Source organism: Dehalogenimonas formicexedens (assembly GCF_001953175.1).
In the GTDB taxonomy this organism is placed as follows: domain Bacteria; phylum Chloroflexota; class Dehalococcoidia; order Dehalococcoidales; family Dehalococcoidaceae; genus Dehalogenimonas; species Dehalogenimonas formicexedens.
On record NZ_CP018258.1, the window covers coordinates 1,918,364 to 1,939,918 of the forward strand.

Sequence of the window (21,555 nt, forward strand, 5' to 3'; positions counted from 1 at the left end):
TTGGACTCCTCCTTCTTTCTGATTAGCTAGACTCCATTTGATTCCCAGTGCGAACGTAGTAAATACGCGCGGGACCAACCTGGCGAAAAGTTACGTCCCCTCTTTCTTCGAGCACTTTAAGTATTCCAGCCATATATTGCCGGTTAGTCTTTAGTCTCTCTGCCAGTTCTTTAACACTAAGGCCAGGCTCTTTACTTAAATATCTCTAACTTGTCCCGCAAAATCAGGCTTGTTGGTAATGTGTGTAGTCATAACAGCTATCCTTGTGTTAACGTTAGTGATTGCATTATACTTGCTTCACCAACGGACCTCCAGTGCCAGAGGCCAACCGATCGGGGACACATGAACTGTCGCGTTTGATATCATTGGGTCTAACAACTCCTACAGCCCGCCGCAGATCATTGGATGGTACAATGTTATCAGAATGAGTATTAGTTTCCCGGTAGGCAGGAATCCTTCGGCCATTTGCTTCGATGGCAATAACATTTGGGTAGCGAACGCTGGTAATAATAGCGTCAGCAAGTTACGGATGGACGATGGAAGTCTCCTGGGAGATTATAAGGTAAGCGGTCGCCACCCTTGCGCGATTTGTTTTGATGGCACCAATATATGGGTAGCCAACAGTGGTAGCAACAGTGTCTCGAAGCTACGAGTCAGTGATGGCAGCCTCTTGGGAAACTACACCGTAAATGCCAAGCACCCTTGCGCTGTTTGTTTCGACGGCACCAATATTTGGGTGGTTAATTATCGAAGTGAATACGTCTCCAAGCTACAGGCGAGCGACGGTGTTCTACAAGGACATTACGATGTAGCTTCCGCCGGTTTGGATAGTAGCCATCCTTGCGCAATTTGTTTTGATGGCGACAACATCTGGGTGGCAGACGTGAATAGCAATATTCTCAGCAAGTTATGTGCAAGCAATGGTGGTCTATTAGGGAATTATCCAGTGGCTGGAACTGAGAACCAACAACCTTGCGCGATTTGTTTTGATGGAGCCAATATTTGGGTAGCAAATAATCGAAGCGATAGCGTCTCAAAGCTGTTGGCCAGTGATGGCACTTTGTTAGGGACCTATCCTGTCGCCGGTTCCGGTAGGCATCGACCTTGCGCAATCTGTTTTGATGGCGCCAACGTTTGGGTAGCAAATAATAAAAGTAATAGCATATCCAAAATTCGCACGAGTGATGGGTTTTTGTTAGGAAATTATCGCGTCACCGGAATAGCGTCTAGAAACTGTCATCCCCGGGCTCTTTGTTTCGATGGAGCGGATATTTGGGTAGCAAATAATAACGATAACAGCGTCAGCAAATTGGATTAATGAGCCCATTCAGGAGTGTATCATGAGGGAAAAATGGTACGGCGATGCCCGTGATCTTGTGAAATGGGGAGTGCTGCTCACATTAGCGGAATACTACGGCGTAAAACAGATCCTTCAAGTTGCCTATCTTCGTTCGACCACATGGGAAAACGTCGAGATTGACGGGGAATTCAAACCCATTCCCCACTGTGTAATCAAACATTTTAGGGATATACAAAATGTTGAGAAGCTAGTGGGCGAACCACGAATCCAAGTTCTCGATTTACGATTTGAAGACCGTGCCCTATATGAAGAAACCATCATAAAGAGTGTGGGTGAAAGCCAGCACCCGTGTATCTTGTTCCTAGATCCAGACACCGGTTTGGAACCTCAAGGTCAACCAAGTTACGAGCATGTGTTGGAGAAGGAGCTTTCAAACGTATGGGGAAACTTATACAAGGGAGATGTGTTGGTGTTGTATCAACATCAGACGAATAGAAATGGTCAACCGTGGATCGAACAGAAACATGCCCAGTTCGCAAAGGCATTGAGTGTGGCATTTGACCAGGTAAAAATTGGTAGAAGTCTCAAGATTGCACGTGACGTTGTATTACTATATTGCTCTAAATGAGATCCAATCCAGGAACTCGCCAGGTATTTCAGCGGTGCTAAAGGTATTGCCCTCAACGCAAAGAGCCCCCACATCGCCTTATTCGTTTAAAAACATATTGAGGAATAGAAGATGATGGCAAAAGAGGTAGACGAACAATACCAAAGTGAGACTTAGCAGCCAAAGGAGCAAATCTGAATGATCGAGTTCGTGGTTGATAGGCTGATTATTCTTCTGGGAAATCTGAAAGTATTTGGTCGGGATAGAAGAGAATTGCGCGACAATGCTTTAAGGGCTATCTCATATGCTCTGAACGAAACCTACCTATATTACCGATAATGGAAAAGAACGTGACTTAGATATTGAAGCTCAATTATCGAGGTATTGGGCTGCTGCGGCGATTCCCTTACGTCACATAGATGCCAATTTAGCTGAGATATGCGAAAACAAGTCAGAGTATTGGATTAACCCACAATCCTATGATCAATCGAAGATAAAACATTTGGGCATTGGGCTTAAAGAAGTACGAGAACGATATCGTAACTTGCTACATCCGCAGTTTGCACGGAGAAGCCAAAATATGCGCATATAGAAAATAGGTGGCTCAAATCACCTTAGCTTCATCGCGATGTGATACTGAAAGCCAATTCCAACATGGGAGTGCTGTCTCATCCCCAACGCTGGACTCGAACCTATACAATTAATTCAAACTCCGTCCTAAAAGTTCTATATTTTAAACAGCCTGGGCTAGCATATCGGATCCGAACTTCGTGGTAGGGTGTGTTCCCTCTGAGGCCACAAGAAGGTTATCGAAAAGACCCTCCCCGGACAAAGGCCGCCCGGTTCTCGGTATCGTCACCTTTGGTGGGCCGTTTATGTTGGATAGCAATCTTTCATCCGCGAAGGACGACGTCGACGATAGAACCCATCCCATGTCCGGTTATCCGGTCATACATATCGATTATTTGTTGTTCAGTCATTGAACTAATCATGTCAGCCACGATCCGAGCAAGCTCGCTATCCGTCCTGGCAGGCAATTGAGATCTGAAAACTTCTGGGAAGGTTAGAGGATACCCTCCAACTCTACCGGTTTCCATGAAAGCATTGAAAACCGTCCTGATAATGGTCCGTTGTCCTATCTGCTGTGTTAGAAGTGATGGGGTTTCAATCACGTAATACCAGTTCAATTGCTTTAAGACGAATATTTCTTTTGTCGTTTCTGGATTTAACTCGACGCGTCGAGGCGATGATTTCGAAGGTACCTTGACAGTGATACCCGTTCCGAGAAACCTTCCGATTAATAAGGATGTCCATGCCTTTAGAGCGGATCTCTGATCTCCGGAACCAGAATAAGGTCTTGTAAGCGGTTTGCCTAATGAAGCCACTGCAAAAACCCGTTGTATCGTCTCATCGATCTCAGATTGGGAATATGGAAGTTTTTCGCTTTTAGTCTGGAAACGCTTAACAATCCCCTCAACTAACCTTGATCTCTCCTCACCATCTAAGATTAGGGAATGCATGGGGATAAGTCTTGCTCTGTAAAAATCTTCAACATCGTGAACTGAGTATGCGATGTCATCCGAGAAGTCCATGATTTCCGCTTCGATCGAACGTTCGTGGTCACCCGCTGGCAGGAGTGCTCTTGCAAAATCGAAGTCTTTTGTTTCAGTTGTGTAAGCCCCCCATTTATTTTGGCCAGGATCACCGAGATCCCTGATAGGATACTTTAATATTGCAGCTAGTGTCGCACGAGTTAAGTTTAGTCCAGGACAGTTGTCATGGCGGAATTCAAGCTTGGTGACAATCCGAAAGGATTGGGCGTTTCCATCAAAACTGTCGACGTTGCAATGATTCTTGAGAAGGGTTCGTAATTCTAATTCTGCTAAGTGCCCGAACGGTGGATGACCGAGGTCATGGGCTAGAGCGGCCGCCTCAGCAACATCAGGGTCAAGATCACCTGCTTGTTTAAGTATTTCGGGCGAAGTCTGTCTTTTAAGATGCTGGGCGAGCCGGAGGCTTATCTGAGCAACTTCATAGGTGTGGGTGAGTCTATTGTGGTAAATATGACCTTCGACGGCCGATGCAACTTGGGACACCCCACCTAATCGACGGAGAGCGGGCGAGTATAAAATTCGGTCTCTATCACGCTCGCCTGGTCGCCTTTGATCGGCATGGATCCCTTTTGGAGGATGCAGTCTGTCGTCTCGCATCAGCCGTTATTGTCCAACGCGGTGCGCCAGTAGCTAATGCCCAGAAGCTAAAATTAGACGCATACGTCCATCGAGGGTAATCTCGCCTTCGTCAAGAAGGCGCCAAGTGACGGCACGCACGTTCGAGTCAGAAACGCCCCGTTCGACAAGCTGATTTACAAGCTGGTTTGGGGATAGTGCGGGAGTTTCTTTTAGGGTTGCTTTGACCTGTTTTTCGATTTCTCGTACGGTCATATCTCTCCCTACATGGAATTGGTGTGTGTTCGTGTACACATTATAAGGTGTACACGTGATAGTTACAACAACTGATTTGAGTACATATCTGAGAGCCGATCGTGCTTAGATGTTTTACACCGTCAAAAAGCTCATCGAACCGTTATGCCGCGCCCGCCTCCTGTAACCCCGCGCCATATGATTGAAAGTATCTAAGCTGAACTCGATGTTAGAATGCCCTAGCTCTCTCAGACGATCTTGGGTGGCTCCTAACTTCAGCATTATTGATGCATGGCTGTGGCAAGCGTCATAAGGTCATAGATTTTTTCATTGGAGTGACAATTACGTCCGCGATCATAAACGTGATTGGCTCACCTTGATGGCCTAGCAGGAAAGGCCCGGACCAACACGCAACTCGAAGTCCTGTCCGTTCTGCCCATTGATACCTCCTACTCCACCTGTGGCGACTCGAACTATCGGGTTAAAGGCTAAGGCCAAAAACCACTTCGAAGTCATGGCCGGTTCTACCTATTGATACTCCGGCTCCACCATTCTCCCTGCTTTCTTTATCTACAATTTTGACCTCAACCCCGCTTTATGATCCGACGGCAGCGAGAGGTTTGCCTACGGCCGGTACCTTTTTTCTTGGAATTTCGTTTAAGATAATGATGTGAAATTCAGACGGATTCTGGGCTTAATATTATCGCTGGCAATGATTCCGGGTTTAATCGCCTCCGGTTGCACCGGTCAAAAGGGAGAAGGCTTCGCTATCTATCTGACCGTCCGGGAGAACCCCGGCGTATGGCAGCCATCGGAATCGCCCGATATCCAAGACACGCCGGTTATAAGCCTGTCCGACATTCAAGCTTACGACAGAAACCACCACTGGTTGACGCTCACCAGCGCCGCCATCGAAAGGTTAGCGCAACTCGAAGTGCCCGTCGGCGGCCGGGAGTTTGCGGTTTGCGTGGACAGGGAAGTAATCTACACCGGGGCGTTTTGGTCGCCGGTATCCTCGCTTTCATACAACGGACCGGTGATTGTACAACCGGCAAAAGGTCAGGATTCGAGGGTATTGACCATCGAACTCGGCTATCCCTCCAGCGCCTACGTCACAGCCTCGGATCCGAGATCGGACCCGAGGATACTGGCCGGGTTGGCAGGGCGGCTGGTCGGGTAGCTCTCCCGGTTCCGCTGCTTCTGCCCGGAAGGGCTTCGTGATAGAATGAGACATTTCTGGGCTTCACCGGAGTTGTCTCTTTGGAAAACCTTGGCCTCGGATTTGAACTCATCATCGTGCTGGTGGCCGCGGTAGCCGGAGGCATCCTGGCCCACCGCCTGAAACTGCCGGTCCTGCTTGGATATTTGGTTGCCGGCATCCTGGTAAGTCCCCACGGCCTGGGATTGGTCCAGGACACCGACGCCATCAAGAACCTGGCCAGCCTGGGCGTTATCCTGCTTCTTTTCACCCTGGGACTCGAGTTTTCCCTCGACGAACTGAGGCGCATCGGTCGGGTGGCGGTTCTGGGGGGCATCGCCCAGATATTATTGACCGCCGCTGCAGGTGTCATCCTGGGTAAAGTCCTGGGCTGGGCCACACCCGAGGCGATTTTCTTCGGATTTCTCATCTCCCTGTCGTCGACCCTGATAGTTTTGAAATTGCTGCTCGAACGGGGTGAGCTGGATACCGTCCACGGGAGAGTCATGACCGGAATCCTCCTCATGCAGGACCTTTCGCTCGTGCCGCTGATGATCATCCTGCCCACCCTGGGCAAGTCAGGCTCAGAAATCGCCCCGGCGCTTCTCGACGCCGGAGCCAAGGCGGTCGGGTTCGTCGTGGTCATGGCCGGCCTGGGATTGTTTTTGTTGCCCAAGGTCCTCGACAAAGTGGCTCAAGCCCGGTCGCGCGAGCTGTTCCTCATCACGGTGGTATCGTTGTCCCTGGCAGCGGCGATCACCGCCCAATTCTTCGGCGTGTCCGCCGCCGTCGGGGCTTTCATCGCGGGCTTGCTTATCGGCCGATCGATCTTCGCCCGCCAGGCCCTGGCCGATATCGTTCCCTTCCGGGATGCCTTCGGGGCGCTGTTCTTTGTCTCGCTGGGCACCCTGGCTGACCTGTCGTTCATCACCAATAATCCCGGGCTGGTCATCGGCGTGGTCGCCTTTATAATCGTGGTGAAATTCATCATCTGCGGCGGCGTACCGCTGGTTTTCGGCTACAACATCCGCACCGCCATTTTCACTGGGTTCGGTTTAACTCAGATAGGCGAATTCAGTTTCGTTTTAGCCGGCGTCGGCGTCACCGCCGGCATATTGAGCAACTCAACTTACGCGCTGACCCTGGGCGCGGCCATTACCACCATGATTCTGACTCCATTTGCCTTGAGCCTGGCCAATTTTTCATACCGCCAACTGGAACGTTTCCCGGTAGGCCAGAGATTAATCAGCTCACGAGCCGCTTCGGATCGGAAGCACGTTGTCCAACCTCTTTCGGGCCATGCCGTTATCTGCGGCGGCGGCCGGTCTTCGGAATCATTGATCAAGGTCCTCGCGCGGCGTAACATCTCTCACCTCATCATCGATCTGGATCCCCAGGTGATTACAAAGTTCCGGAAAATGGGTATCCCATGTATCTATGGAGACGCCTCCAATCCGGAGATCCTCGACCGGGCCAGCCTTGAAAAGGCCAAGCTTCTTATCTGCACTTTCCCGAGCTTTCTCGATGTCGAATTGACGGTGAAAAATGCCCGAAAAGTCAATCCCAAGTTGGATATCGTCGCCAGGGTGGAGAGGGACCGCGACGCCAACGCTCTGCTTAACATCGGGGTCAACGAACTCGTGAAACCCGAGTTCGAGTCCAGCCTGGAAATTACCCGCCATTGCTTGCACCGCTACGGCCTGACAGCGACGGAGATCCAGTACCTGTTGAACAGCCTGCGTCAGGGGACGATGAGTTGAACTTCTGGCTCTCTTGATCCTTGAGCCCGCGTCGATCACCATCTTTAAAGCACCCGGTTTCTGCGGTGGTCGCTGTGAGTTGTTAAGGTTCCAATGTAACATATATTTGGAGAAACATTAGGAGACCAGGGATGACAACGCGCTGGAAAGTAGCTCTCGGAAGCCTTCTTTCGATAATACTCCTGTCCGCCTCTTTTGGTTTGGGATACATCACCGCGGCTTTTGCCCCTCCCGGGGACACCTATCTTAACCGGGTGGTCGAAGCGTGGGATACCATCACCAGTAATTACGTAGACCAGGCCAAGGTGGACGAGAACGCGCTGGCCGAAGCCGCCATAAGGGGAATGATGGGGTTTATCGATGACCCCTATTCCGCTTACCTCGATGCCGAAGGGTTTATTTCGTTACAGCAGAATTTCGAGGGTTCATATGTGGGCATCGGCGCCGAGATGGCGGTCCGTGACGGCGCGGTGATCGTATTGACCGTGTATCCCGGTTCGCCGGCTGCCCGGGCGGGAATTATGCCGGGTGACCACATAGTGACCGTGGACGGAACATCAACTGAAGGAATGACGATAGCTGAATTGGCTCCCCTGGTCAGGGGCGATGCCGGCACCTCGGTGACCCTCGGAATCGAAAGGGACGGCGCCAGTCTGTTGTTTACCATGGCGCGCGAAAAAATCACCCCGCCTTCGGTCACGATGGAGATGGAAGGCACGATCGCTTATATCCAGATCTCAAGTTTCACCGAACACGCCGATGAAGACATGCTCCCCATCCTTCAGCAAATAGCCGCCAACGGCGCCACCGGCATCATTCTGGACCTGCGGGGCAACCCGGGAGGCCTGGTGACCACTGTGATCAATATCGCCAGCTATTTCATCACCGACGGCGTGGTTTTGACGATACGCGACCGCGACGGCAAAACGACAACCTACGATGTGATCAAGCAGCCGACTACCACGAATCTGCCGATGGTCGTGCTGGTCGACGGGTATTCGGCGTCAGGTTCAGAGGTTCTTTCGGGGGCTTTGCAGGACCACCATCGGGCGGTCATCGCCGGAGCGCAAACGTTTGGGAAAGGCAGCGTCGACCAGTTATTCGAACTTCCCGGAGGGACTGGCATCTACCTGACTATCGCCCGCTGGCTGACACCCAATGGGAACCTGATCGAGGGCCAGGGGATCACCCCGGACTTTCCTTCGGACCTCACCGGGAATGATCTGCTCAACTGGGGAATAGGGTATCTCAAGGGAACTTAAACGGGCATTGACCCGTATTGATATTTTCCAGCTTAATTGGCGGCGGCGTTTTCCAAAACGGTGTTGACCAAGGCCGCGGTAGTGTCCAGGCTGTCAAGGTCAAGAGCTAAACCGAGCGCCCGAAGTTCAGGGTATCCCAGACCCATAAACCTTTTTTTGGCAGCCGACCGGCACATCTCGTCATATAGATCCGGCCAATGATTCCCGGCGCGATTGGCGCACGACAGGATGAATTCGTGGAGGTGGGGGTGGCTCATAACGGCGCGTATTATAACCGACCCCGCCAATACCGATTCAAGGCTATTCTGGGCGGTTTAGCGGCAACGGCGCAACCGTGTCACGGCTGATGTGCAGTGTACCACGCAAGATTGCCTGATATTTTTGCTACTACCACTCTGTGACAGGCTGGACAATTCACCTGGCGGCGGTTGTATTGCCACATTGTCGAGGCTGTATTGACGATGGCAAAGGGGCATAAAAATCAGAAAGAAGTGCCAAGCAGAGCTGTAAGCCGAGTTCTGTATCCCGATATTCTCGGGACGGCAGCCATCTATCTAGTCCAGCCGTTACCGGCAGGCTCATGCGGCCAACCCGGGGACAGCGCGGACACGCCTTTTTGTCCCCCTATTTGGCCTTGCTCCGGGTGGGGTTTTCACGGCCAGCCGGTCTCCCGGCTGCCGGTGAGCTCTTAACTCGCCATTTCACCCTTACCCGCATCCCGACGAGTCGGGACCGCTGGCGGTGTGTTTCTGTTGCACTTTCCGTAGGGTCGCCCCTCCCGGGTGTTACCCGGCACCCCGTCCGACGGAGCTCGGACTTTCCTCTCCGATAAAACCGGAGCGACTGCCCGCTCTGCTTGGCAAGCTACTCTATTATAAACGGGTTATTATGTCAATTGAGCCGAGGGGCGTTACTCAACCTTGATCCGGGTTTTTTCTTCTTCCGGGGCGGCGGCGGCTTCTGTCTTGTTGATGGCTTCATCCAGCAGGCTGCGCAGCGCCATGAGCATCTCCTTCTTGGCACCGATCAGGTGTTGGGCGGTTTCGCCCTTCATCATCTTGAGATTCGGCGGACGCAGGCGAATGACGACTTCTTCTCCAGGTTGGAATGAGATCTCGAACATGCTGTCGTTCATGGTTTTCCTCCAAGATGTTTTTGTTTTTTACCCTTGATCTCTTCAGGCGTTGCTTCCTGCAGGAAATGGATTCGGAGTACATGCCCATCCATTTTAGCTTCGGAAACCTTGAGGTTGATCAAGACGTGAGGCAGTGTGACCGTGCGCCGGTAAGAACCGACCTTTACATTCAATTCATCCCGGCTATGGATCAAAGACACCTGCTCCTTGCTGGCAAAAGGCAGTTCAAGGTTAAGAACGTATCCGTCTTCGACTTTGTCGATCGTTTGGACATGCCCTTTGTAATAGAACCTGGTTGGGTCGGTTTCGCCAAAGACCGCGGCAGCCATGCGGCGGAGCATGTCTACCCCCACTACCTCCTGGTCTAATAGCGGCATGTTCAGAATCGGCAGCGGCGAGAACGCCTCGTCGATGTATTCGATATATTTCCGCTGGCTCTCCTTCCAACCGCTGAAGTAATCGTCGGTGACGGACTGCGGCAGGATACGGTTAACGATGACTGAGTCTGTGGAATAACCGAACAGGTTCAGGTAGGTCAAGGTGCGCTGAGCCTCCTTGATGACCATCTTTTCCGGGTTGACCACGAGCCTTATCGAAGTTTGTTCCCCGTCGAGGAGCAGCTTATGGACGTCCTCAAGCTCTGCGTATAGTTCAACCACGGCATCCATGACCGAATTCGACGGCAACGGAATATCTGAAAGGGCGCCGACAACCGGCCGGACAACAGCGGCCACTTTGCGCTGCAACGGGAATAAGCGGTTCATCCACCAGTGAAGCATGTCCGGAAACGACAGCAACCGCAGGGTTTCCCCAGTGGGAGCGGAATCGACGATTACCACGTCGTAGGCGCCTTCCCGGCGGTAGCGCTCGATGTATAACAGATTAGCCAGTTCCTCCATCCCGGGCAGAACGGCGACTTCATCAGCTACGATGCTGTTCATCCCACGCCAGGCCATCAGGGCGGATATATAGCGCTGGATAACGCCCCAATAGGTTTCCAGCGTCTTATAAATCTCGGTCTCCTGGCCCCAGAGGTTCGGGATGACCTCGCGGGGTTCGTTTGCCAGTTCGACATCCAAGGAGTCCGCCAGGCTGTGGGCGATATCGGTCGAAAGGACCAGGGTCCGTTTTCCCATGTCGGCGGAGCGGACGGCGGTAGCCGCCGCGAGAGAGGTCTTGCCCACGCCTCCTTTGCCGGTGAAGAGGATGACCCTCATCGATAGCCCTCCGATTGACTTTAGAATGCTAAGCTCAGTATAATTGACACTTGCCTGTAATCAAAACCGCGCCGAAGTGGCGGAACGGCAGACGCGCTACGTTCAGGGCGTAGTGTCCGTAAGGGCATGAGAGTTCAAATCTCTCCTTCGGCACCAATCGTTCAGGTTTTCACGGGCGCTTGTAGCTCAGTTGGATAGAGCGCGGCCCTGCGAAGGCCGAGGTCGTGGGTTCGAGCCCCGCCAAGCGCGCCACCTTGATTCCTCTTTCGAACTTCATCGATATTCCCGCCGGGGCATTGTGTCTCACCATTATGTGTTTTTAAGACGCCAAAACGGCTGAAACGACTCATTTCGTCTTCTTGAACCTTGCCCCCATAACCCTTTCCCGCGAGGCCGCGGACGAGAGGATTAAATCCAGAGGTTTCAAAGCTCGTAACCCGATCGCCTAAACCTCCAAACTTGGGCATCGTTCTCGGGAACGGTATGGACTAAGCCAGGACCGCGGAGTTTTTCCACCCTCACCGCATTCACTTAGCCAATGCAGGCTCTAACCCTCGCCTCCTTCGACAGGCTCAGGACAGGCCATCGTCAGCGCGTGAGAGGATGAACACCGAGATTCTTCACTGCGTTAAGAATGACAAAGTGGAAAGTCGTGAGTGCTATTATAGAACGTATGTGCACTGTCAACCGTCCCGTGTCGTTTTTGGTACGATATTTTATTATGTTCAGCGGTGAATCAATATGAACCGGCCTGCAGGATGGTTAACAAATCCTCCCAATCCTCTTTTTTCCATGGAAGAACAATAGCTTGAAGCTGTTTCATTGTCAGTGCATATAGTTTTTGCTAATATTGACTAGTCGCGGGTGAACATAATTAACCGGCGGATTTTTTGATGATAACTTCTTTTGGGAGATCTTCTTGCGTCAACAGGTTGTAGCATCCTGGAGCGGCGGTAAAGATTCCTGCCTGTCGCTTGCCCTGGCTCAGGACTCCGGGATGATGGTGAGCCATCTTTTAAATATCCTGAACGAGGATGGTGTGACTTCTTGCACCCACGGCCTGTCATCCGAACTGATGCGAGCCCAGGCAAAAGCCCTCGGGCTGCCGTTGATCCAGTTGGTGACCAACGGCTTTCGTTATGAGGCTGATTTCAAGAGGTGCCTCAACGAACTCAAAACACAAGGCGTCGACGGAGGAGTATTCGGCAACGGCGACGTGGACCGCCAATGGATAGACTGCGTCTGCCGCGAAGCCGGAATGAGCGCCCACCTGCCTCTGGAGGGCATGACCAAGGACCGCATCCTGAAAGAATTTATCAGCCGCGGCTTTGAGGCCATCGTCGTCACCACCCGCGCCAACGTTATGAGTGAGGAATGGCTCGGCAGGAAGCTGGATGCTGATTTCCTGAAAGCATGGGACAATGTCCGCCGCGAAAAGAATATTTCGAGGGCAGCCGAAGCGGGAGCCTACCACACCACTGTGCTGGGCGGACCGCTGTTCCAAAAGACGCTCAAAATCGTTGAATCGAAAAAGGTCCTCGATGATGGCTTCTGGTACCTCAATATCCTAAAAGTTGAGTAAATTCGAAGCACGAATATCGAAATCCGAAGAAAATCCCAATGTCCAAAGCCCAAACTTCAAAAACCCTACCCACTCAAGCTTGCGATCAAATCGAAATCACCCCCAACGCCCGGCGGGTGCTGGAAAAGCGCTACCTCCGGAAAGACTCCCGCGGGAGGGTGATCGAAACCCCCGAAGGCCTTTTTCGCCGGGTGGCCAAAGCCCTGGCTGCCGCCGAACTAATTTATGACCCCAAGGCCGACGTCGCCGCCAAAGAAGAAGAGCTCTTCGGCGTGATGTCGCGCCTGGAATTCCTGCCCAACTCCCCCACTCTGCTGAACGCCGGCAAGAAAAACGGACAGCTAGCCGCCTGCTTCGCTTTGCCGGTGGAGGATTCCGTCGAGGGCATTTTCGACGCCATGAAATACACCGCCCTGATCCACAAAAGCGGGGGCGGCACCGGTTTCTCGTTCTCGCGATTGCGCCCGGCCGGTGATTCTGTCGACGGTGAAGCCGGTATTGCAGGAGGACCGGTCAATTTCCTGAACGCCCTGTCAATCGCTTCTGACGTCATCCGGCAGGGAGGCGTGCGCCGCGGCTGCAGCATCGGCCTGCTTTCGGTGCACCACCCGGATATTTTGAAATTCATCGCCGCCAAAGACGACCCAATGGCGCTGACCAATTTCTGCATCTCGGTGGCCATCACCGACGCCTTCATGGACAGCCTGGACAAGGGCACCGATTACGATCTGATCAATCCGCGCACTGGCAAGGTGACCGGCCATTTGAACGCCGTCGAGGTCTTCAAGAAGATCGTCGCCCAGTCATGGAAGACCGGCGACCCGGGACTGGTGTTCATCGACAGGATCAACCGCGGCAACCCGACACCGAACCTCGGGCCCATCGAGACGGTCACCGGCTGCGCCGAACAGGCGCTGTTGCCCTACGAGTCCTGCAACCTCGGCTCGATCAACCTGGCAAAGATGGTCAAAACCGACGGCAGTAAATCCGTCGTCGATTACGAAAAACTGGGCACCGTCATCAAAACCGCGATAAACCTGCTCGACAACGTCATCGACGTCAACCATTACCCCCTGCCGCAGATCGAAGAAGTCACCAAAAAGACTCGCAAGATCGGCCTCGGGGTCATGGGTTTCGCCGACATGCTGGTACTCCTGGGCATCCCGTACGATTCCGGCGAGGCCGTCAAGATCGCCGAATACGTCATGGCTTTCATCACCGACACCGCCCACGATGCGTCGGAGGAACTGGCCAAAAAGCGCGGCGTTTTCCCGGCATGGAAAGGCAGCGTATGGGATGCCCCCGTCGGCCGCCCCCAACGACATGCCTCCTGCACCACCGTCGCCCCGACCGGCACCATCAGCCTCATCGCTGGATGCAATGTCGGCATCGAGCCGTTTTACGCCACGGTGTTCGTCAGGAACGTCCTCGACGGCGAGAACCTGCTGGAGATCAACCCCTATTTCGAAGCCGCCGCCCGCCACCAGGGTTTTTATTCCGGCGATCTACTGCAAGAACTAGTCACCTGTGCCGACCTGCAAAAAGCCGAATCGGTACCGGACACCGTCAAGCGCGTCTTCGCCACCTCCAACCGGATCAGCCCCGAAGCACACGTCCGCATCCAGGCGGCTTTCCAGCGACACACCGACGGCGCGGTGTCCAAGATGACCAACGTGCCGAATACGACGACGCCCCAGGAACAGGCCGATATCTTCCTGTTCGGCTATCGCGAAGGGGTCAAGGGCATCACACTTTACCGCGACGCCAGCCGCGAACTTGAATCCTTGTGCGCGGACGAAAAGGCACACAAGCTGGTTACTGAGTACATCAAAGCCAATCCATAGCTCGTCAGACGAGAAATCCGAAATCCGAAGCACGAAATCCGAAACAAATTCAGAATTCAAAGTCCCAAATTCAAAACGGCCTCGGAGTTAATCCCTTTTACATCACCCGGCGGTTGGTTTACAATTACAGTTCACGCGGGCGGTTAGCTCAGCTGGTTAGAGCACCTGCTTTACACGCAGGGTGTCACAGGTTCGAATCCTGTACTGCCCACCACTACTCATTGCAAAGCCAATCTTTCATAAAGACACATTACGCATCTGTTTTAGTACAGTTTTGCGTATCCTACGAAAGAGTTGCTAACAAACGGGGTAAACCCGCATGGAACAAAATAACGCATGGCACCAGGCAGATATTTGGAGTTTTAAAGGAGGCCTACTTGTTTTAGGGAATTACAGGAAAGATTTTTTTAATTTCAGATTCTGCTGTATATGGCATGTTGTTATTCTCGTAGAGTTTTGTCGCGCTTATGACATCCTTTGCGCGCTGCAACTTGTTTTTTGATGTTTGAGACGCATTTTGATTAAGTTCTATACTTTCGAATACGGAGTAAACATAATCCTTAACGTTATTACAACTGAAATACCATTTGTCAACAATATATTTTTCTAGGGGAAATGAAGTAAATACGCCATTCAGCGCGTTCCAATATTTTATAATTCGTATAAGGGGTTTGATTTGATAGTTGTTGTCGACGTTTTTCTGTATGAGACTAGAGTTAAACCCTATTGGGTCAGTTGACATCCATTCACCGGTATAGTTATTTGTCGAGGGTATTTTATACATTCCCCAGTCTAATATAGCTGGCACAAGTTCAAACTTAATGTGTTCAAGATCGAGCGCTATCACTGGGAAAGATTGGGATATTTCCGATGTTGAATAATAGTATTCAACAAATCTTTTGAGTCTATCTAGATATGTTTGGGGTTTATAAGAATTGTCCTTAAATACAATCATATAATCCACATCGGAAGATGAATCGATCTTACGAGGAAGTATAGTTTCTCGCGTATGAGAACCAAATGTAAAATGAAGGGATAATTCTTGACCAAAATAAGAATCTAATCGGTTTTCGATAGTTTTTATCGATCTTTGAATACTTCCCTTTTCGGTATCTGAGAGAACAATACTACTAGCTGTATCCGTGAGATGTGATAAAACCGACATAACATCCTCCTAGTTTTTGTCTACTTGATAAGAAGCCTCCCCTTTAGAAATTCCGTCTTTCGCTTTTCCGTAAGCTCGTTTAGATATTGCTGGGGCGCACTTATTTATGCTATTTTTTTCTTGTGAGAATTCTTGGATTTTTATTGTAAGCACCTTTGCAGTTATTCCTGCTCGTAAATCAACCTCTGTGAATAGTCTGATTCGGTCTCTTAACCCCTGCAACTGTGCTCCGGCCTCGTGGTGAGACTTGGATTTTTCGATGGGATTAATCAGAATATTAGTACCAGATAATACTGCTGCAATTAATGCAGATATTCCCGATAAAATGTTCACGCTCACAAATGCGGTAAAGCTAGCGATTGAAGCAAATACAATAGTAGGTATAGCCAAAGAATAGTAAAGGGTATTGTAAAAAGCGGCGTCGTTGAAATGCCCCTTAAATGAAAGTAAAGCGTCCTCTTCAATTCGTTTGGCTTCTTTTTCGATAGCTTCTATTGGTGTCATTCTATTCCCCACCTTAAGTTTACCTTGCGTCGCAATATTACCGGTTGTAGCTTGAATTTTTCGAGTCTCTTTCAATGGATATCTAAATGCCCATACCAGATCGATGATTCCCAAGGAAAAGAGAAATAGACCACCATAAAATAAGGGAGTACCTGTGATCCAAAAAAAGAAGAAACGCGTTATTGCTTTGGAATCAAAAGCGAATTGATAAAGATTAATCCCATTTAGGCTTGAATTATCAATAAAATATAGTGAAGGGACCGCGATCAAAAGCAATACTGTGGAAAGAATAAGTTTTTTTGATGCATTAATTAATTCTTCTTGTGTTTGGGGATTCAACCTTGCGTTGGATGATATTGTGGAAATTATTGCCCCTATTGTAGGAGCAATTAAAAAGAACCCCGATGAAAAAGTATTTAGTTCGTCATTCAGAATAAGATAAATTGAAAAAGTCAGAAAAATGAAGGCGGAAATAGTAACACGCCAAGACAACTGCTCCCAATCAGACTCTCCTATTATATTTCTGAATTGTTGGGATTTACCGAATAATAAAACGATTGCAGAGAGTTCGATAAATAAAACTATCGCAGGTGCAGGAAAATTTTGTATTTGGTCATAATCGATGAAGAACTTAATTAAAAAAACAATTGATAGTGCGATAATGAGAACCGTCGTTAGGGACAGAGATGATTTTCGCACGTTTGACATTATACACTCGAATCAGAGTTTGACAAGCTTTCTTGGAGAAGAATAAATAATGAGCTAATGAGAACGTTCACTCTCCGCCTTTTTGTAATTGTTTTACACCCACTATTCGAATCTGATAGTTTCCCCCATTACTCAAGCCAATAGCCAATCCAGGTTCTTACTGAATGGAAACAAGTCGTTTATTCGACGTAAAATTCATCGACGTAACACCAGGCCCAATCCTGACCGGGATAAGACCTGATAATTGGTGTCCCGTCTCAAGAGAATGCTTGGTGGCGTGTTTGTTTTTCGAGGAATTGCAGCGACCCACGTGGCTGCGGGTTCTGCATAATCGCAACTCCACCCACCATCCCCTGCCTCCGGAAAATTCCTTGTAACCGAAACTTTCATCAGAAATAAAATTTGAAATGCCGCTTTTCACTGGCGTTATAATTTCCCAATGGTCGAACAATCCAACGACGTCTTAATTCGGTCCTACCTTACCTTGCGTAAGGCCGTGGGTATAATCGGAATCTCATTGCCGTTCGTCCTGGTGATCGGCAAATGGTTATTTGAGAGCCCGGGCATTCAAAATTCCATCAGTTCCTATTACTACACCGGAATGCGCAATATATTCGTCGGTAGCCTGTGCGCAATCGGAGTTTTTCTTTTTTCATACCGAGGGTACAAGGGTGACGGCCCGGCAGGCATCATGGCATGCATGTTTTCGATCGGCGTTGCCCTTTTTCCGGCGACTCCGGAAATGCAGCCGTCCGACCTGGCAAAGACCATCGGCACGTTTCACCTGATCTTCGCGGCCGGCATGTTTCTGACACTGGCCTATTTTTCGTTATTCCTATTTACAAAAACAGATCCCACCCAAACGCCGACACCCCGCAAGCTGGAGCGCAACATCGTTTACAGAATCTGCGGCTGGGTGATCCTGGGGTGCATCCTGATAATGTTACTCGGGGGAATACTGCCAAAGAACGATTCGATCAACGCGCTCCATCCGACTTTCTGGCTGGAATCGATCGCCATCGTAGCCTTCGGCGTGTCGTGGCTGGTGAAGGGCGAGGCGATACTTGGAGATTTGCCGCCAAACCGATAAGCCGTGCATGAACCGAGAATAATGAAAGATCCCAGATTGACAGTACTAGTACCGTTGGACTACAATTTAGCCGCTAACGCATAAATGGCGATAGCTCTTCGAGTCCTGATAACCTAAAACAAGCTAAAGTTATGGTTCCAGGACCGGTGAGCCGAAAGGCTCCGAGGGTGCAAGGTGGAAACACCGGCGCCTCCCGAATTCGGAAAGGAGAACACGATGGGAGCAAAGCACTTATTCAGAGGCGCCTCATAGCCAGGCGTCTCTTTGTGTTTTCTTCATAGATCTCCACCTCTTTTTCGAGTCCGGCGAAGGGTTACATCCATACTGCGTTCGCAAAGAACAGCGAGGGGAATTGGTTTTCCCGAAACTGAATAAGCGAGTGCAAGAGAATGGAAAATTACGGGCTTTTAAAAAAGAAGGGGTTGAAGCTTTCACTCCCGCGTAAACTGGTGCTGAACTACCTCAGTGAGAGCGCGGCCCCACCGACAGCCGAACAGATCATTGATAGTATTCGAGAACGTTATTTCCGGGTCTCACCATCCACCCTAAAACGCACCGTTGATTTTCTTGAACACGAAGGCTGTATTTGCGCCTATGAATCCGATGCCCAGCGGTTCTACTACCTCTCCAAGGACGGCCCGCACCACCACCTCATCTGCGAAAAATGCGGCAAAGTTATTCCCTGCGACGATAAATCCGTGTCTTCGTTCCTGCGGGTACTCAAATCAAAATACGGATTCCAGATAAACCAGCCAAAGTACGTCGTCAGAGGATCGTGCGCCAAGTGCGCGGCTTGTTGATTGTTTTAATCGTTAATTGATTCTGGTACGACTGTTAAAATCAGGGCGTTCTGCCCAACAACTTCAACTTCGATCCCCGGTTCGATGTCCCGTCCGTCGGTTCTAGCCGCCCAGTTCTGCCTGCCGATCCTAACCAGCCCTTTTTTCTTGCCGATGACGGTTACGGCGATCCCTTTTAACCCGATCTGATTCTCGAAACCTAAGTTAGGTTTTCGCTTTACGACCACAAAAGCCCAGGATCCTGAGAATAAGAACATGACTGCCAGCAATATCACTAGCCAGACAGGCACCGTTATGCCGAATTTCGGCAGAATCCACACCACCGCAACCACCAGCAGCAGCTCATCGAGAAGCGAGGCGATGATGGCGACGACTATCCTGGGGTTCAGCTTTCTCACAAGGCAAATTATACAACGAGTGTGTAAAAAAGAGCCCTCTTTCGAGGGCTCTTTTAAACGTACCTCAGTGTTATTTGTTGTGTATTTTCTCCCAGGCGGCAGTGATCCTGTCGGCCTGTTCCTGAGTTATCCTGCCGTTGGTTACCGCCTGACTCAATATTTCGTTAAGCCGGCCTTCGTCCTGGACGCGAAGCAAGTTCCGCAAGACTACCCTTTTGGTGAACTGGGCATGATGGTCGGCCCAGAAATCGTCAATCCTGGCGGCCTGATCGCCGGTCAGTTTGCCGTTGGCGACCGCATTGGCCAGCAGTTGATCGACTTTGGCTTGGTCCTGGACGAGCAGCAACCTGGCCAGCATGGCGGCCCGTCCGAACTTACCGATATTTTGCGCGGTCGCAGGAGCAGTACCGCCGGGGTCGGCGGCGTAGAGGGGGACGGCCACTCCCGCGAAGATGCCGACTGTCAGAACCAGTGACACTATTGCTATCAGTTTTTTCATTCCGCTACCTCCTCAATAACACAAGCTTTTACGAGGCCAGATTTACCTCAACCGGAGCGCGCTCGAACGTAGCGGCTTCAAGCAGGTCCATCGGTTTGAAACCGAGCAGCCTGCCCAGGACCCCGTCCGGGAAAATTTCCAGCCTGGTCCGATAGAAGGTGGCGATGGAGTTATAATAATCCCGCGCCAGGGCCAGGCGTTGTTCCGTTTCGGATAACGACTTCTGCAAAGCCAGGAAAGACTCGCTGGCCTTGAGGCTGGGGTACTTTTCGGCGATGATCGTTAGCCGGGCGGCAACACCCTTAAGCTCGCCGTCCCTGGTGTCCATCGTGAGGGTCTGCTGGCTGCGGAGTTCGGCCACCATCTGCTGCAACCCGCTTTCATGCGAGCGGTAGCCTTCGACGGCGGCGACCAGATTGGGTATGAGATCGGCGCGGCGCTTGAGTTCCACGTCTATCTGGGAGAAACCCTGGCAGACCCGCGCCCGGAGGTTTACCAGGCTGTTGTAGGCGGTCCAGACCCAGCCGATCAATGTCGCCAGCGCGTAAACGAGCCCTGCAACGACGATCGGGACAGCCACGCTGCTTCCTGGAGAAGCCTGGCTGAAATAGACGCCCGAACCTGCCATCGTCGCAACCAGCCCGATTCCGAGCCACACCCAGTACCACACGCGGAACATATCGCTATGCTTTTTTTCCGAATGAACGGAGACGATGAAGAGCGATCCTTTACTGGCGGCGATCTCCGCGGCTACAGCGTCGGTCCTGACACGCGCCTGGCCGATGACATAGATGGTGTCATGGAGGCAGATTGCCTCCTCGATGAAGCGCCGCCGGTGGGTCGAGCCGGAAATGGATCTGTCCGGGCCTTTGCCGTAGTAGAGCGGATCGTCGCGCTTGACCTCTTTTTTGAATACTTCCCGTCCGTGGACCTCGGCGCCTTCCGGCAACACCCTGATGACGCCGGTGTCATCCTTGAGAAAGACTGGAACGCTCTTCGACCCCCTGGCGACATTCTCCCAGCCGCTGTGAGTCGTCGGGCGGCCTTTAGCGTCGACGGAAGTGCGGACGTAGTGTTCCTCCACTCGATAGCGGTACCAGACGCTGCGGACGGCGGCCAGGTAACTCTGAAGAGGCGCCTCGGTTTCGGCGGTGCCTTTAAGTTCGGACAAGCCGATGAAGACGCCCTGGGTTTTCGACGTCGGCGTATCATCGATCAACCGACGGCGGCGATAGAAATGGAAACCGACCACCAGGCACGCCAGAGCGATGATTCCGGCTCCGATGAGGATCCACGGCGAGACGTACGAATTCGGCATGGGGTTATATTAGCACTTTCTCAAATGGCGTTCAGAGGAACCAATCAGATCGTTTCCGACTCTCACAAGATGTCTTTCATTATGACGAGTCAGAAAGGCGGAGTAATATTTTATTGAATACAAACTTCAGGAGGTCGCTAATGGCTGACACAACCATCACCGCTGACCACGGCAAACAAGAGATCCTGATAGAGAGGGAGTTAGATTATCCGCGCGACCTGGTTTTCCGCTGCCACGTTCATTCGGAGCTTATGGTCCAGTGGATGGGGCCGCGAGACCTGGAGACGACTTTCACCTACCTTGAGGCCAAACCCGGCGGCTCCTACCGCTTCACCCAACGGGACCCCAAGGGCGGGGAGTTCAGTTTCCATGGGGTGTATCACGAGGTCAAGTCGCCGCAATTGATTATCGACACGTTCGAGTATGAGGATACGCCGCAGCACGTATCTTTAATAACGCAGACGTTTGAAGAACTGGCTGATCGCCGCAGCAAGGTCAGGCAGCAGTCCCTGTTCCAGTCCGTCGCCGACAGGGATGCCATGCTGGACTCGGGGATGCGAGCGGGCATCATCGAGGGTTACGAGCGCCTCGATGAACTGCTGGAGAAACTTTCGAACGAGGCAGAGCTCAGAGAAACCCGACGGGACCATATTTGATGATCCAGAAAGAGGCGCCCTAAAACAGCCCGCCTCTTTCATTCGTACAGCGGTCCGGTCGGTCTCCTCGACCGATATTTCCGTTTGTC

Annotated in this window: 20 protein-coding genes, 3 tRNA genes, 1 other RNA gene, 1 pseudogene and 1 riboswitch; of the genes and pseudogenes, 13 read left to right on the forward strand and 12 right to left on the reverse strand. The window is 51.3% G+C overall.

Going from position 1 to position 21,555, the window contains the following annotated elements; translation table 11 throughout:
* Positions 1–22 precede the first annotated feature (22 nt).
* Positions 23–193: pseudogene (locus Dform_RS11870) on the reverse strand (MarR family transcriptional regulator); the annotation flags it as partial.
* A 231-nt stretch (positions 194–424) separates the two neighbouring features.
* Between Dform_RS11870 and Dform_RS11315 the strand changes: the two are divergent.
* Together Dform_RS11315 and Dform_RS10030 are read left to right on the forward strand one after the other, a co-directional pair.
* Positions 425–1,318, forward strand: a complete 894-nt coding sequence (locus Dform_RS11315; protein ID WP_145925584.1) for an NHL repeat-containing protein — start codon at positions 425–427, stop codon at positions 1,316–1,318.
* 22 nt (positions 1,319–1,340) lie between these two features.
* Positions 1,341–1,928 (forward strand): hypothetical protein, encoded by a 588-nt coding sequence (locus tag Dform_RS10030; RefSeq protein ID WP_076004844.1) that lies wholly within the window; start codon positions 1,341–1,343, stop codon positions 1,926–1,928.
* Between the two features lie 872 nt (positions 1,929–2,800).
* On the opposite strand, the gene Dform_RS10040 is transcribed toward Dform_RS10030, so the two are convergent.
* On the reverse strand, positions 2,801–4,117 hold the full coding sequence (locus Dform_RS10040) for a deoxyguanosinetriphosphate triphosphohydrolase family protein (RefSeq protein ID WP_076004845.1): 1,317 nt from the start codon (positions 4,115–4,117) through the stop codon (positions 2,801–2,803).
* A gap of 33 nt (positions 4,118–4,150) precedes the next feature.
* Positions 4,151–4,351, reverse strand: coding sequence for a hypothetical protein (locus Dform_RS10045; RefSeq protein ID WP_076004846.1), 201 nt, complete (start codon positions 4,349–4,351; stop codon positions 4,151–4,153).
* Between the two features lie 649 nt (positions 4,352–5,000).
* Here Dform_RS10045 and Dform_RS10050 point away from each other — a divergent pair.
* The 3 genes from Dform_RS10050 (at position 5,001) to Dform_RS10060 (ending at position 8,550) form a co-directional block, all read left to right on the forward strand.
* A complete protein-coding gene (locus Dform_RS10050; RefSeq protein ID WP_145925585.1) occupies positions 5,001–5,510 on the forward strand; it encodes a hypothetical protein in 510 nt (169 codons plus the stop codon).
* An 80-nt stretch (positions 5,511–5,590) separates the two neighbouring features.
* Entirely contained in the window at positions 5,591–7,288 is a 1,698-nt protein-coding gene (locus Dform_RS10055) for a cation:proton antiporter (RefSeq protein ID WP_076004848.1), read from the forward strand.
* A 131-nt stretch (positions 7,289–7,419) separates the two neighbouring features.
* Entirely contained in the window at positions 7,420–8,550 is a 1,131-nt protein-coding gene (locus tag Dform_RS10060) for a S41 family peptidase (RefSeq protein ID WP_076004849.1), read from the forward strand.
* 32 nt (positions 8,551–8,582) lie between these two features.
* On the opposite strand, the gene Dform_RS10065 is transcribed toward Dform_RS10060, so the two are convergent.
* The 4 genes from Dform_RS10065 to Dform_RS10080 form a co-directional block, all read right to left on the reverse strand.
* Positions 8,583–8,807, reverse strand: coding sequence for a hypothetical protein (locus Dform_RS10065; RefSeq protein ID WP_076004850.1), 225 nt, complete (start codon positions 8,805–8,807; stop codon positions 8,583–8,585).
* Between the two features lie 234 nt (positions 8,808–9,041).
* An RNA gene (gene rnpB / locus Dform_RS10070) (RNase P RNA component class A) lies at positions 9,042–9,409 on the reverse strand.
* Between the two features lie 51 nt (positions 9,410–9,460).
* Positions 9,461–9,685, reverse strand: coding sequence for a hypothetical protein (locus Dform_RS10075; RefSeq protein ID WP_076004851.1), 225 nt, complete (start codon positions 9,683–9,685; stop codon positions 9,461–9,463).
* Complete coding sequence (locus Dform_RS10080) at positions 9,682–10,902, reverse strand: ArsA family ATPase (protein ID WP_076004852.1); 1,221 nt, start codon at positions 10,900–10,902, stop codon at positions 9,682–9,684. The genes Dform_RS10075 and Dform_RS10080 overlap by 4 nt, the downstream gene beginning before the upstream one ends.
* A 70-nt stretch (positions 10,903–10,972) precedes the next feature.
* Between Dform_RS10080 and Dform_RS10085 the strand changes: the two genes are divergently transcribed.
* The 5 genes from Dform_RS10085 (at position 10,973) to Dform_RS10105 (ending at position 14,542) form a co-directional block, all read left to right on the forward strand.
* A tRNA-Leu gene (locus Dform_RS10085) sits at positions 10,973–11,058 on the forward strand.
* A 19-nt stretch (positions 11,059–11,077) separates the two neighbouring features.
* Positions 11,078–11,154 (forward strand) — tRNA-Arg (locus tag Dform_RS10090).
* Positions 11,155–11,821: 667 nt separating this feature from the next.
* Positions 11,822–12,484: a Dph6-related ATP pyrophosphatase gene (locus Dform_RS10095; protein WP_076004853.1), complete on the forward strand. Its 663-nt coding sequence runs from the start codon at positions 11,822–11,824 to the stop codon at positions 12,482–12,484.
* Between the two features lie 38 nt (positions 12,485–12,522).
* Positions 12,523–14,328 (forward strand): adenosylcobalamin-dependent ribonucleoside-diphosphate reductase, encoded by a 1,806-nt coding sequence (locus tag Dform_RS10100; RefSeq protein WP_076004854.1) that lies wholly within the window; start codon positions 12,523–12,525, stop codon positions 14,326–14,328.
* 137 nt (positions 14,329–14,465) lie between these two features.
* A tRNA-Val gene (locus Dform_RS10105) sits at positions 14,466–14,542 on the forward strand.
* Between the two features lie 168 nt (positions 14,543–14,710).
* Here the strand turns inward: Dform_RS10105 and Dform_RS10110 are convergent.
* Positions 14,711–15,493 carry an SMODS domain-containing nucleotidyltransferase gene (locus tag Dform_RS10110; protein WP_076004855.1) on the reverse strand — a complete coding sequence of 261 codons (783 nt, stop codon included), beginning with the start codon at positions 15,491–15,493 and terminating at the stop codon, positions 14,711–14,713.
* 9 nt (positions 15,494–15,502) lie between these two features.
* Complete coding sequence (locus Dform_RS10115; protein WP_076004856.1) at positions 15,503–16,705, reverse strand: SLATT domain-containing protein; 1,203 nt, start codon at positions 16,703–16,705, stop codon at positions 15,503–15,505.
* A gap of 439 nt (positions 16,706–17,144) precedes the next feature.
* Here Dform_RS10115 and Dform_RS10120 point away from each other — a divergent pair, with 439 nt between their 5' ends.
* Positions 17,145–17,795, forward strand: coding sequence for a hypothetical protein (locus tag Dform_RS10120; RefSeq protein ID WP_076004857.1), 651 nt, complete (start codon positions 17,145–17,147; stop codon positions 17,793–17,795).
* Positions 17,796–17,879: 84 nt separating this feature from the next.
* Positions 17,880–18,021, forward strand: a riboswitch (molybdenum cofactor riboswitch).
* A 163-nt stretch (positions 18,022–18,184) separates the two neighbouring features.
* Positions 18,185–18,595 (forward strand): Fur family transcriptional regulator, encoded by a 411-nt coding sequence (locus Dform_RS10125; protein ID WP_076004858.1) that lies wholly within the window; start codon positions 18,185–18,187, stop codon positions 18,593–18,595.
* 5 nt (positions 18,596–18,600) lie between these two features.
* Here Dform_RS10125 and Dform_RS10130 read toward each other — a convergent pair whose 3' ends face one another.
* From Dform_RS10130 to Dform_RS10140, 3 genes are all read right to left on the reverse strand, one after another.
* The gene (locus Dform_RS10130; RefSeq protein ID WP_076004859.1) at positions 18,601–18,993 is read right to left on the reverse strand and encodes an NfeD family protein; all 393 of its coding nucleotides are present in this window, start codon (positions 18,991–18,993) and stop codon (positions 18,601–18,603) included.
* A gap of 70 nt (positions 18,994–19,063) precedes the next feature.
* On the reverse strand, positions 19,064–19,492 hold the full coding sequence (locus Dform_RS10135) for a hypothetical protein (RefSeq protein WP_076004860.1): 429 nt from the start codon (positions 19,490–19,492) through the stop codon (positions 19,064–19,066).
* A gap of 28 nt (positions 19,493–19,520) precedes the next feature.
* Positions 19,521–20,810 carry a LemA family protein gene (locus Dform_RS10140; protein WP_076004861.1) on the reverse strand — a complete coding sequence of 430 codons (1,290 nt, stop codon included), beginning with the start codon at positions 20,808–20,810 and terminating at the stop codon, positions 19,521–19,523.
* Positions 20,811–20,950: 140 nt separating this feature from the next.
* Here Dform_RS10140 and Dform_RS10145 point away from each other — a divergent pair, with 140 nt between their 5' ends.
* On the forward strand, positions 20,951–21,466 hold the full coding sequence (locus Dform_RS10145) for an SRPBCC family protein (RefSeq protein ID WP_076004862.1): 516 nt from the start codon (positions 20,951–20,953) through the stop codon (positions 21,464–21,466).
* Positions 21,467–21,555 lie beyond the last annotated feature (89 nt).